The organism is Bacillus pretiosus, assembly GCF_052947655.1.
Window position 1 is genome coordinate 985,277 of sequence record NZ_CM129593.1, and the last position, 12,177, is coordinate 997,453.

The window sequence follows — 12,177 nt, forward strand, 5'->3', positions numbered from 1 at the left end:
AATATGACATGTAAAATGACGAAAACAGAACTGCTTGAGCTTGTAAAAAAAATTTATGATCTTGATTTACCTGAAGATGAACACAGTAACTATGTTCATCAATTTAATAACTCTGGTGTACCTCATCCTGCTCCAAGTGATTTAATTTTTTGGAATGATGAAGAATTGACTCCCGAAGAAGTAGTAGAAATAGCATGGAATTACAAAGAAGAAAAAAAGTAGAATAATATGTATTGAACTCCTATCCCAATCTTTTTTTTACATGTTAAGTAATATCGATCATCGAGAAAAAATAAAAGGGTTTTTTTTATGAGAGGATAGACTTTCATATTTCATCATTACCAATAATGAAGTGTTATTTTTTATATAGAAATGAATAAGAAACAGAAAAGTTTTAAGTTTAAAGAGCTGAAACGGTGAAATTGTATTGAGAAATTTTTTGAAACGATAATATTCAGAAAATTAAATGTTTTATCAGCTGATTTTTGTTATTATGTTAGTAATCTATAGACAAAGGAGAAGGGGCTATATGAGTGTACACGTAATAAAAAAGGAAGAAATCACTTTACTTTTACATGAGTGGTATCGAGAAATTCGTTCACAGAATTTCGTTAAGGCAAAGGAATTAAAACAAAGTATTGATACAAAAGTTAATAGTATGGAAGAAGATCAAAAGAATACAGAGTTTTATTCACTTTTAGATTTTAGATTTAAAATGTTGAGTGCAGAGTTTTATCCCCATCAATCTGACATATCTAAGAATGATCTAAGAAAAATGAAGTTAGATGAAGCGCCATCAGATGAATCTTTATTATATTATTACCATTTCTTTAAGGCTTCTCATGCTACGGTAAACGGTGATTTTAAAGTGGCTGAAAAGCATTATGGAATAGCAGAATCTTTGTTGGAAAATATTCAGGATCCAATCGAAAAAGCAGAATTTAACTTTAAGCTATCTAGCTACTATTATCATGTTTGCCAGCCTATTTTAGTTATTCAATATGCAACTAGAGCAAGAAATATATTTGAAGGGCTGTACGGGTATAGTAGGAAGGTCGCAGCATGTGACAATGTTCTGGGGTTAGCATGTGTAAAGCTAAATGAATTTGAGCAGGCAGAAGTTTATTTTATGTCGTCTCTGGATATTTTGAAAAAGCAGAATGAAGAAGAGCTAATGTTACGAGTTCGACATAGTTTAGGGGTTATGTATGCAGAGCAAAACCTATCTGATTTAGCACTTCGTTATTTATCAGAAGTATCACAAAAAATCCCGAATCACTTTAGAGCGATTTTTTTGGAAGCTAGAGAGAATTTAAAGTTAGGAAAAACCAAGCTTGCAGCCTCTTTAATTGAAAAAGGATTAGTAATCTGTAATGAACTAGAACAAAAAGAATATGAACATCATTTTACCATTCTAAAGGGAATGAATGAGAATGTTTCTGCTGAAGAATTAGAGTTAGCTATTTCTAAAGGAATTTCTTTCTTTAATGAAGTAGGTTTATGGCAATATGTCCAAGAATATGCTGAAAAGTTAGCGGTTAAATATCATGAAGAAGGAAATTCAATAAAATCTAGTGAATACTTCTATTTAGGATATAAAGAAAAAGAAAAAGGTTTTCAGAAAGGGGCTTTAAAATGAAAAGAATCATAAGCAGCTCAATTGGATTAATAATTACAGTCATACTATTAAATGGAGTAAATGTTTCAACGGAACAATCAAAGGTTAATACAACAAGCGTTATACAATATACGCATGGAGAGCCGTGGGGCTGATGGAATATTGAAGTATAAAGAGTTGTTGGATTAAGGGATTATTACTGAAGAAGAGTTATCAGTGAAGAAAAAGTAATTATTAGGTATATAGATGAAACGCTCAAATGAGCGTTTTTTATTTTATAATCAGATGATTTATTTTCATATATATCCTGGTAAAATTTATTCCTTTCCCTAAAAGAAAAGACACCTAAAGGTGCCTTCCTCGGACTTGCCTCTTCTTAATTTTATTGTGTTATTGTATAAGAAAAGAAGACACCGATTAAGATGTCTTCTTTTACTTGTACACTTGGTGTTAAGAAGGTATTGTATTGCTTAAAAACCATAAAAATATATAACAATCATCGAGTAAGCTTATTATAGCATCAAAAAATAGGGTTTTTATATGAAGTATTGCATATATATAGATTCATTTATATTTAATCTATATAGTTAAATTGTCTGTTATTTGTTTTAATTCATTTACTTATTTTATTTTTGAGCGCTCCAGCAATGGAGCCTTTTTTTATGCAATAAAACATTTTCTTTGCGTTATTTAGTTGATCTATATTAACTTTACCTTCTTAAATTATATCTATATTTTATTAAAACATTATATAGTTAACCAGTTTGTTCTAATAAGCTAGTGAATTAATAATTTTAATGTTATTTGTAGGATGGTTTTAGATGCAAAAAATAACAGAAATGAGAAAAGATATTAGTAATATATATGCGTCTTAATGTAAAATATATATTGCATTTAACCTAAAAATAACATAATATATAGAATATAAGATTTATGGTATAATGTTTATTTTTACAAATGAGGTGTATTTAATGTCTGTAAGTAAAATGAAAATTGCAAGAGTAGAAAAAGGTCTGACCCAACAAGAGCTAGCCGATATTGTAAACGTTACACGACAAACCATTAGTCTTATTGAAAGTAATAAATATAACCCTTCTTTAAAACTTTGTATTCATATAGATAAAATATTAGATAAAAGCTTAGATAAATTATTTTGAGAGGAACTTTAAAATGGAAAAACTAAAAAAATGGTTTTCACTCAGTACGCACTCAGATGAAAGAATTCAACAAATCGAAATGAAAATTTGGGCTCAATCTGGAATTGTTGTCCTACTTATAGCTTTTGTTGATTTTATAATAAGAGGAGCATATCTACACCGTCCATTTCTAGAATGGGCTGCCTCATTAGCCATTATAATTTTTTATATGATATTCTTTTTTATTAAATCTATTCTGACTGGTGTTTATGAAACAGATATTAATAATAAAGAACAATTAAATGAAAAATTAAAAGAAAAAATGAGTAATACCTTTATTTTTTGTTTTGTCGCAATAGGTGCTACCACATACAAATATAACTTACCTGAAGATTTCGTTGGATGGTTATCAGTAATAGCGAGGTTCATTATACTTTTCGCCGTCCTATTTGGTGTTCAATATCTTATTACAGTGTTAGCATGGAAGAAATCCAATAAAATTTAATAAGTATAGACAAAGAAGCTTATCTTTTAGCAATTAATGATAAGCTTTTTATTATTTTTTCATCTTTTTTCATTTCGGGGGTACAATGAATTTCTTAACTTGATGGTGATGTGGCGGTACTCCATTTATAGGTTATGAGGAATGGTGTTTTTTTATACTATTATCTATTCTTAGATTTTATAAATAGCATCTATATGAACTTATTTTTTATTAAAAATAATAGAGTTTTTCAAAAAAGATATTTCCTTTGTGGGAAAAAGTGGCCCAAAATTCTTTTAGTTAAAAGCTCATGTCTTAAATCGATTCATATTTGAGGTATGACGAATGCGAAAAATGAAAAAACAAATCCAATCGTGATAAAAGTTTGGAACCAGATAATGAATAAGGCACATAAAGAAAAGGTACCTATATATAGTATAGGTACCTTTTCTAATAGTTTTTTAGCAGAAACAACTGCATCCGATAATGATTAATAGAATAAATAATACAACTAATAAAGCAAATCCTCCAGCGAAACCGCAGCCTTCGCCGCAACTACCACCATATCCCATAACAATAGTGCCTCCTTTAGATAAGAGGGTAAAACTAGGGTTCATTCCATGGATTTTAATGGGTTCACTTTACTTTATGTTTTAAAGAATGAATGGAGCAGGTCCTTTTGAAAATAAAGAAAAGACGCCATTAGGCGCCTTCCTGTTAGGTAGATAAGACTTTAGTTTTCCAATCTAAAGAAATTTTGTATCAGTTCTTTGTGAGTATATCATAATATCTGATTGATTTATTATGCATTGTTACATAATTTTCTAACTCCTCTATTTTTCATTTGATAAAATAAAATCCTAATATTACCAAAAATTAAATAAATATTTCTACATATTCAAGATATTTACATAAATTACAAAAGTGATACATTTAAATTGTAAGCTATAAAAACTATTAAAGGGGGATTTATTATGTTCAAGAAATTAGTAGTAGGAGCATTAGCAACTGGTATTGCATTAACAGGAGGAATTGGGGCAGTTTCAGCTGATACGCAAAAAGCTGTGAGCTCTCCGAAGCAAGCAACATGCTCAATTCCTTATGAGTATTCTAATGGTAAATTCAAAAGAACTCTTTATTACTCAAATGGAGTATATGCTAATAGTTTTAATGAAAATGTTTGTGGTGGGACGATTACGTGGTATTTAAAACATGTTCAAAATGGAGTTGCTTTTTACGAAGGTAATTTAAAATAGTAGATTTTTTGAACCTCATTTATTGAGGTTCTTTTAGTTTTTAAACTGATTCTCCACAAAAAAAGACACCCAAAGGTGCCTTCCTGCGACTTGAACCATCTTAATTTTAATAATATGTATTGGACTCCCATCCAACTATTATTTTATCATGTTAAATACATAAATTCATTGAGAAAAAGATATAGCTCATTATTCATTCTGTCAAAAGGATTTATCCCACGTAACGTATGAATGTTCCATAAATGTATCAAAAAAATGAACAAATCGTGATTGGAATAAAAAAGTCGTATGTGCCTCAATATTAGAATTACATAAAAACGCTATTTTAATAAAAGCGACATTGAAAGTTAGCAAGCAATACTTAAAAGAGTAAAAGCGGCAAATGCGTAAACTAATAAGCTACTAGTAGCAAGGAATTTTATAATTTCATTTGTAGAAATAATAGTTAAACATAATGCTATAGATGCACCTATAAAGAATTGGTACTTTGTATGTATATTTGTAAGATTAATTATTACGAGTACAGTTAAGAAAAGTGAAATGAAGTTAAAATATCTTTTCATTGTCATATTTCCTTTCAATGTTTGATCTGTATTTATTATACCATATTGTACCAGTAATAACATACTTTGTAATGAATCTTAATAGAAATCTCATTTTGCCATAAATAAAAAGTCGGTTGTTTCCGCAACCACCTTTCAGTGAAACAAAGCAATTTTTTAGAAATAAAATATGGATGATTCCTGAAAATGTTATAGGATATAATTCAATTTTTATAATTCAAGTGACAGGTTTAATTTATCCCGCTATTTGCGGGCAGTAAGACCTCCACCTTAAAATTCAACGGAAGCAAAGAAGTTAGGTAGGGGGCGGGCTGCCCGTAAAAGCCCTATTGGTGAGGGCTGATAATCATTGGGGGATGAACAAAACCCTCAATGATTAAAGTTTCACTTTATAAGAAAGGAATGACTATATTATATGAAAACTTGTCTAATAAGGTTATATATAAAAGAGCAGCTAGCAATGGCTAACTGCTCAATACAAGGAGATACAGAGAAAACTAAATGAATGTTGGCATACAGCCTATCAACATTATGGACATAATATTGAGTTTTATTCGAAGGAATTCATGTTTTATAAATTAGATTATGATAGTCGGTAGTCTTTTATTAAATAGCCAACAGCACTGATTACTATAAGAATGAAAAGAATAAGTTCTAGTGTAACTGGCAGTTGATCTACCCTAAATGCATCAATTTGTTACATTATGATTATAAGATGTTTTTTTATAGTTAGTGGTGAAAAATTTAATAAAACTACCTCTATATGAAAAAAGGTTCTGTTGTCTCCAACAGAACCTCTTCTAAAATGGCAAAGAGTAACTCTTACTTTACTCTTTGTTAATAATATTACAGGAGTGTTAATGAAAATCCAAGACTCCTTATATTGAGAAATAAAGAAGAATTATTTTAAAGAATTTCAATATAAAATTAGAGATTACCATGAGGGGAGTTATAACGAGTTACTACCTATACATATTCATAAATAAAACAACATAATATTAACACGGAAAAATATATTAATATGAATTTTTGCATATTTTAAAATTCAATATATCCCTCAAAACCTTTTAATTGTATAATGTATTTTGTCATATTTTTAGATTTTTCGACAAAATATAAAATAGAGAACGTATTGGGAGAAGGAATTATGTACACAAAACTATTAAAATCAATTACATCATTATCACTTATTGGTGGTGCTTTATTGTATACAAACGGCAGTGATGTAAAGGCTGCTGAGGCAGGTATTTTTTCTGATGTGCCTACATCACATTGGTCGTATCCGGCGATTAAAGATTTAGCGGGTAAAAATATTATTTCCGGTTATGGAAATGGAAAGTTTGGTTTCGGTGATGTTGCGACGAGAGAACAAGTTGCAGCTTTAATTTATCGTGTGTTAGTACCAAATAAGCAAGGTGGTACGTTCAGTAATGAAGGTGCTCGTTACGTATTAAAAGATGGATCTACTTTAAATAATCCGTATCGAGATATTCGCTCAGGTTCAACATTGTTCCCAGAAGAGGTTTTAACGTTAACGAAATTAGGGGTTTTTAAAGGTGATGCAAACGGTGGATTTAGACCGAAAGATTCTGTTAGCCGCGCAGAAATGGCGCAAATTCTTACAAACGCTTTCCATCTTTTTGCGAAACAAAAGCATACGTTTAACGATATTCCAAGCGGTTTTTGGGGTGAAAATGCAATTAGTGCGGTGCAATCAAACGGGATTGCTTCTGGTACAGGCGAAGGGAAATTTGAGCCATCTAAAACGGTAACACGTGAACAGTATGCACAGTTTTTATATAATACTTTGAAATATAAAAAGCCTGAAGTTGCGGTGCAAGATACAGGGGATGCGGCATTATTAGCAGCATTTAAAGATGAAGTACAAAAGCGTATTAATGCGTACGAAACGAATATTACACTTCCATATAAAACGAAAAATGGTAATCAGGAAGAAGTAATGAAGACACTTTTCAACGCTTATAAAGAAGTCGCAAGTAAAAATGAGTATACAAATTATAATAGATCGAATGTTTCATATGGAATTTCTGGATCACCTGGAAATTATACGTTTACGTTAAAGATTACATATCGTGAAACGAAAGAACAAACGGAATATGTAATGAAGCAAGCAAAGGCAATTGTTTCTTCTATTACGCAAGTTGGAATGGATGATCACGAAAAAGTGAAGGCGATTCATGATTATGTCGTAAAGCATATTTCTTATGATACGTCTTATAAAGCTTACACCGCATATGAAGCAATCGTAAATCGTTCTGCAGTTTGCCAAGGTTACGCACTATTAACCTATCAATTATTAAAAGAAGCTGGAGTTGAGAATCATTTTGTAGTAGGAACTGGAGACGGTCAGCCTCATGCTTGGAATTTAGTGAAAATCGAAAACAAATGGTATCACCTTGATACAACATTCGATGATCCAATACCAGATGAACAAGGCCGCGTAACATATTCTTATTTCAACTTATCAGATGAGCAAATCGCAAGAAATCATGAGTGGAACCGCGGGGACTATCCGCAAGCTACAACAAATTATTATAGTACATTAACAAATAAAATTGCGGCAGGTAGTACGAAAAACCCTGCATATCAGCAAATTTTAAAAGATACAAAGTTAAATTATTTAGGAAATGAATACATTGCAAATAACTATAATGAATTCAAAAATAAAATGCAGCAACGTTATAACGAAAAGTCACCAAAGATTGAAATCCTTTATAAACAATCAATGGATGGCGCATTGCAAGACGTGAAAAAAGTAATTGGAGAAATCGGTTATCCGCAAGGAGCAAACCGTGTTTCTTATAAAGCGGAGCCGTATAATGCGAAAGAAGGATATTCTTTAGTGACGATTACGTTTATGTAGTGAGAATGAGAAAAAGCATCTGTTTCAGATGCTTTTTTATTATTTTAGTTCGACAAAATATGACAAAGGAACGTAGCTACATCTGTTATGATGACTTTGGTAATTTTACATTTTGGAGGATTAATAATGAACAAAAAGAAGATTTTAGCTGCGTTAATAGGAATCATAGTGTTACTTGTAATTATTAATGTAGTTATTGCGAAGGGAAAAACGACATCAACTAGTGAAAAAATGTACACTGAGAAAGAATACAATAAATTAGTAGATGAACATTATGAGGAAATGCAAAAGTTAAAAAGTGATATGAGTGTATTAGAAACTGAAAAAAAATCTCTTGATGCGCAAGTTAAGAAGTTAAAAGATGAATTAGCGAAAAAAGAGCAAGAAGTAGTACAACAGCCAGTTCAACAAGAACAACCTAAGCAACAACCAGCCCCAGCTCCACAGCCGGAAACGAAAGAAGAGCTGAAACCAGAACAGCCTACAGGCGCATTCGCAAACCCTGTGAAAAGTATAAATAAAACAGATGCAATGAACAAAGTGAAAGAAAAAGCGAAGCAAGACTTCCAAGATGACTATATGACGCAAAACTTTGTTGCGGATGAACAATCAAAAGCATTTGATTTCTTAAACGGAGTAGAGATCAAATCACAAGAAGAATTAAATGTGATGAAGAAGGCATTGGGAGATTTTCCTAACGATTTTATGACCGCAAAGTTTGTTTATGAAGAGCAAATGAAAGCGAAGAATAAGCAAGGATAATATAAAAACGCTATCTTTTAAAAAGGTAGCGTTTTTGTTATGGGATGAGAGTCCAATACATATTATTAAAATTAAGATGGTTCAAGTCAGAGAAAGGCACCTTAGGGTGTCTTTCTCTTTTTTCTAAATGACAGTTCTGGCTTAAAGAAGATACATTTTCAATGGATGATTCCCATGAATATATAAATAAAGTTCATCCATATATTTGTAGAAAGGAGGAATTAAAATGAAGAGAGATGATAATAAGGTTGGTCACTTTATATCTGAAAAAGGAAAAGAAGACTTCCGAATTGCCTACGATGAATCAATGGCACTTCTTCCAGCACCTAATGACATGAAAGATATAGAAACTACATTTGGCACAATTCGTACGTATTACTTTACTAAAGAGGAAAATAAACATAAGGAACCGATAATCTTACTTCCTGGACGTGGTGCATCTACTCCAATGTGGGTACCAAATTTAGAAGGATTAAGGGAGAAAAGGCCTGTTTACACAATCGATTTACTTGGTGAACCTGGAATGAGCGTGCAAACGAAGGTGATTGAAAACCAAAAACAACAAGCAGAATGGTTAAATGAAGTAATTGAAGGATTAGGTTTAAAAAAAGTGCATATCGTGGGTGTCTCTATTGGAGGTTGGACAGCAATGAATTTGGCCAGATATAACCCTAAGCATATTGCGACGGCTAGTTTATTGGACCCAGTCTTTGTATTTGCACAAATATCCATAAGGATGATTCTGGCATCTATTCCAGCTTCCGTTCCTATTGTACCTAAGTTTTTAAGAGAAAAGATGTTAAGCTATGTTTCTGGAGGAGCAGAAACAAATGATGATGAGCCGATCGCTAAGTTAATCGAGTCGGGCATGCGTAACTATAAATTGAAAACACCAGCGCCTGATTTATTTAGTAAAGAAGACTTAAAAAATATCAATGTTCCAGTGCTTGCCTTAATGGCTGAAAAAAGTACAATGCACAATTCGGTAAAAGCAGTTGAAACTGGAAAAAAATACGTTAAAGATATAGATATAGTGAACTGGAAAAATGCATCTCACGCAATTAATGGTGAGTTCTCTAACGAAGTTAATGCTAGAATTCTTGATTTTATAGAGAAACATTCTACTGATAACTAGGTTGAAAGTGGAAAATATGTTGTAATGACAATTTTACTTCTTCTATTTTCATGAATATGTATAATTACATAAAAAATCAAGGGAAAAGAGAGTATACTTTCTTATTGTGTAATAAAGATAAGGCCCGCCTACGGAAATAGACGGGCTTTTTTTACATATGAAGAAAAGACACTCACATGAGTGTCTTTCCGATAGTTTTTTAGCAGAAGCAAGCAGCTCCAACGATGATTAATAAAATAAACAATACAACTAATAAAGCAAATCCTCCGGCGAAGCCACAGCCGCCACAACTACCACCAAAGCCCATAATAGTTCCTCCTTTTAATAGGAGAGGAAAACCAAGAGTTCACTCATGTGTTTTAACGGATTCAATTTACTTTATGCTTTTACAAATGAATGGAGCAGGTCCTTTCCAAAATAGATTTATTTATCCCGCTTTAATGGGCAGTAAGCCCCCCACCTCAAAATTCAGCGAAAGCAAAGAAGTTAGGTGGGGGTCGGGCTGCCCATAAAAGTCCGATTGGTTCAACTAATAATCAGTGGGGGATGAAGAAAATCCCCACTGATTAAAGTTTCACTTTATTCTTAGAAGGAGTTCAAGGGCAGAATAGGAGAATCTATATTATTCTTTAAGAGGGAATAAATGAAAAATAAAATATCCAAAAATACAGATGGAAATCCGCTTTTATACCTTTCATTAAAATAATACTAGCATTATATATTATAAGGAATACTTGTCCTTAATTGTAAATGAAAGGGGGGGATTGATATGAGTTATGGCTATAGTCATCCTCCTGAAAAATGTCATAAACATCACAATGAAACTTTGTCAACGGGTGTATTACGTAGACATTCCGCTACGTTGTTTCTTACTGTGGAAGCTATGAATGTTGATCCAGATGATACTCATACAGTAACTGTTGAAATGTTTGATTGGTCATCGGGTTCTCCGGTATTGTTACCATTAGTAGACCCTTCAACACAAACATTGGCACCTAATCGATATGTTACTTTTCGTTCAGCAGCTCTTCCTTCAGGAGTTTTTGCTTATGAAGTAAGAATCATTCGTTCGAAAGATAGAGATGTTGTTACGAATGTTTTTGGTCTTAGTGCAATAGTATTTAACCCACAAGAAGGAAATAATGTTTTACAACATGATTTAGCAAAATTAGATCTTAAATAGATTTTATACAAGTTTATTTATTGGACAAGATTAAAAAAGAGTAGGATTACATCCTACTCTTTTTTAACATCAATTATATTAAAATTTTAAAAGAAATCCTTCATCATTTTCACATCTTTAATATTCACTGTCACACCTTCAACCTTATCTTTCTTTTCATCTTTAGCAATCGTAATTTGCTCCTTATTATCAATCCACACAAGAAACTCTTCTTTTGCGTCATCTTTATATGTAACGGTTATAGTAGAATGTGCAGATTTTCGCTTTTTTTGATCTAGTGTAATTGTTTTAGGCGTGCCTTTTTGAACTGCTGAAACGATAGATTGTATCATTTCTTCGTTGTCGGTTTGAGATTTTGAAACGTTGTTATTTTTTGTGCTAAGTATTTCGATATCTGTAATATTTGCGGAGTTTAATTGAAAGGCATTTTGTTTCTGTTCTTGTTTAGCTTGTGGAGATTTGTTTGTAGCTGAGGTACTGGCACAGCCTATTAAAGTGAAAGATAGAGCGGTTAGAGCACATAAATAAGTTGTTTTTTTCATAGTATCCCTCCTTACGTTTAATTATAACAATTTTCTGTTAATTTAGGTAGTTATTGTAAGCGGATTTACTCTACTAGTTTTAGGATAGAAAAAATTCACATAACTTTTTTCATATTTTATGTTTAACATTTCGAAAATGGGTGTACTACATATAATATAACAAATAATTCATTTTAAAGGAGGAAGTTAAAGATGGAAACGAAGTATAGTAAACCTTTTGTATATGAATTTATTACGGAGAAAGAGGTCATGAATGCGGCGAATGATCTAGTGAAGAAAGGGATAGACCAAAAAGATATTTACGTATTAACACATGAGAAAGAGAGGACAGATAGAATCGCAGACAATGCAGACGTGAATACAATTGGGATAAAGGAGGAGGGACTTGGGACAAGCATTATTAACGTCTTTCAAAACACGGGAGATCAGTTAAGAAATAAGATGCAAGAGTTAGGGCTTAATGAGGAAGAGGCGAACTTCTACGAAGAAAAGCTGGATGAAGGAAAAATCTTGTTATTCGTTAAGGATTTAGAAAGAGTCGGTGAATGGTTACAAGAAAGAAGATGCATGTATTCTATTTAAATTTGTATCCTGTAAATCTATAAATCTATTAC

15 protein-coding genes are annotated in these 12,177 nt (G+C 31.8%); 11 read left to right on the forward strand and 4 right to left on the reverse strand.

What is annotated here, in order from left to right; translation table 11 throughout:
- The first annotated feature begins 3 nt into the window (after positions 1–3).
- The 5 genes from ACU8YW_RS05065 to ACU8YW_RS05085 all read left to right on the forward strand — a co-directional run bounded on the left by ACU8YW_RS05065 (position 4) and on the right by ACU8YW_RS05085 (position 3,259).
- A complete protein-coding gene (locus tag ACU8YW_RS05065; protein ID WP_000128276.1) occupies positions 4–222 on the forward strand; it encodes a bacteriocin immunity protein in 219 nt (72 codons plus the stop codon).
- Positions 223–529: 307 nt separating this feature from the next.
- A complete protein-coding gene (locus tag ACU8YW_RS05070) occupies positions 530–1,639 on the forward strand; it encodes a response regulator aspartate phosphatase (RefSeq protein WP_098189583.1) in 1,110 nt (369 codons plus the stop codon).
- A complete protein-coding gene (locus ACU8YW_RS05075) occupies positions 1,636–1,773 on the forward strand; it encodes a Phr family secreted Rap phosphatase inhibitor (RefSeq protein WP_088121473.1) in 138 nt (45 codons plus the stop codon). Before ACU8YW_RS05070 ends, ACU8YW_RS05075 begins: the two co-directional genes overlap by 4 nt.
- An 816-nt stretch (positions 1,774–2,589) precedes the next feature.
- A complete protein-coding gene (locus ACU8YW_RS05080; protein WP_330938379.1) occupies positions 2,590–2,775 on the forward strand; it encodes a helix-turn-helix transcriptional regulator in 186 nt (61 codons plus the stop codon).
- Between the two features lie 13 nt (positions 2,776–2,788).
- Positions 2,789–3,259 (forward strand): DUF6773 family protein, encoded by a 471-nt coding sequence (locus ACU8YW_RS05085; RefSeq protein WP_048561603.1) that lies wholly within the window; start codon positions 2,789–2,791, stop codon positions 3,257–3,259.
- A 440-nt stretch (positions 3,260–3,699) separates the two neighbouring features.
- Here ACU8YW_RS05085 and ACU8YW_RS05090 read toward each other — a convergent pair whose 3' ends face one another.
- Positions 3,700–3,810: a YjcZ family sporulation protein gene (locus tag ACU8YW_RS05090; protein ID WP_000540371.1), complete on the reverse strand. Its 111-nt coding sequence runs from the start codon at positions 3,808–3,810 to the stop codon at positions 3,700–3,702.
- A 402-nt stretch (positions 3,811–4,212) separates the two neighbouring features.
- Between ACU8YW_RS05090 and ACU8YW_RS05095 the strand changes: the two genes are divergently transcribed.
- Positions 4,213–4,494, forward strand: coding sequence for an LCI fold-containing protein (locus tag ACU8YW_RS05095; protein WP_097908539.1), 282 nt, complete (start codon positions 4,213–4,215; stop codon positions 4,492–4,494).
- 347 nt (positions 4,495–4,841) lie between these two features.
- On the opposite strand, the gene ACU8YW_RS05100 is transcribed toward ACU8YW_RS05095, so the two are convergent.
- Positions 4,842–5,057 carry a hypothetical protein gene (locus ACU8YW_RS05100; protein WP_137014997.1) on the reverse strand — a complete coding sequence of 72 codons (216 nt, stop codon included), beginning with the start codon at positions 5,055–5,057 and terminating at the stop codon, positions 4,842–4,844.
- A 1,147-nt stretch (positions 5,058–6,204) separates the two neighbouring features.
- Between ACU8YW_RS05100 and ACU8YW_RS05105 the strand changes: the two genes are divergently transcribed.
- The 3 genes from ACU8YW_RS05105 (at position 6,205) to ACU8YW_RS05115 (ending at position 9,838) form a co-directional block, all read left to right on the forward strand.
- Positions 6,205–7,941 carry an S-layer homology domain-containing protein gene (locus ACU8YW_RS05105; RefSeq protein WP_426933947.1) on the forward strand — a complete coding sequence of 579 codons (1,737 nt, stop codon included), beginning with the start codon at positions 6,205–6,207 and terminating at the stop codon, positions 7,939–7,941.
- Positions 7,942–8,067: 126 nt separating this feature from the next.
- Positions 8,068–8,703 (forward strand): hypothetical protein, encoded by a 636-nt coding sequence (locus tag ACU8YW_RS05110; RefSeq protein ID WP_142310549.1) that lies wholly within the window; start codon positions 8,068–8,070, stop codon positions 8,701–8,703.
- A 226-nt stretch (positions 8,704–8,929) separates the two neighbouring features.
- The gene (locus tag ACU8YW_RS05115) at positions 8,930–9,838 is read left to right on the forward strand and encodes an alpha/beta fold hydrolase (RefSeq protein ID WP_426933946.1); all 909 of its coding nucleotides are present in this window, start codon (positions 8,930–8,932) and stop codon (positions 9,836–9,838) included.
- 199 nt (positions 9,839–10,037) lie between these two features.
- Here the strand turns inward: ACU8YW_RS05115 and ACU8YW_RS05120 are convergent, their stop codons facing one another.
- Positions 10,038–10,145, reverse strand: a complete 108-nt coding sequence (locus ACU8YW_RS05120) for a YjcZ family sporulation protein (protein ID WP_000505670.1) — start codon at positions 10,143–10,145, stop codon at positions 10,038–10,040.
- Positions 10,146–10,607: 462 nt separating this feature from the next.
- On the opposite strand from ACU8YW_RS05120, the gene ACU8YW_RS05125 reads away from it, so the two are divergent.
- On the forward strand, positions 10,608–11,021 hold the full coding sequence (locus ACU8YW_RS05125) for a hypothetical protein (RefSeq protein WP_426933945.1): 414 nt from the start codon (positions 10,608–10,610) through the stop codon (positions 11,019–11,021).
- Positions 11,022–11,107: 86 nt separating this feature from the next.
- Here ACU8YW_RS05125 and ACU8YW_RS05130 read toward each other — a convergent pair whose 3' ends face one another.
- Positions 11,108–11,563 carry a hypothetical protein gene (locus tag ACU8YW_RS05130; protein WP_426933944.1) on the reverse strand — a complete coding sequence of 152 codons (456 nt, stop codon included), beginning with the start codon at positions 11,561–11,563 and terminating at the stop codon, positions 11,108–11,110.
- Between the two features lie 192 nt (positions 11,564–11,755).
- Between ACU8YW_RS05130 and ACU8YW_RS05135 the strand changes: the two genes are divergently transcribed.
- Positions 11,756–12,145, forward strand: coding sequence for a YflT domain-containing protein (locus ACU8YW_RS05135; RefSeq protein ID WP_000448812.1), 390 nt, complete (start codon positions 11,756–11,758; stop codon positions 12,143–12,145).
- The last annotated feature ends 32 nt before the right edge of the window (positions 12,146–12,177 follow it).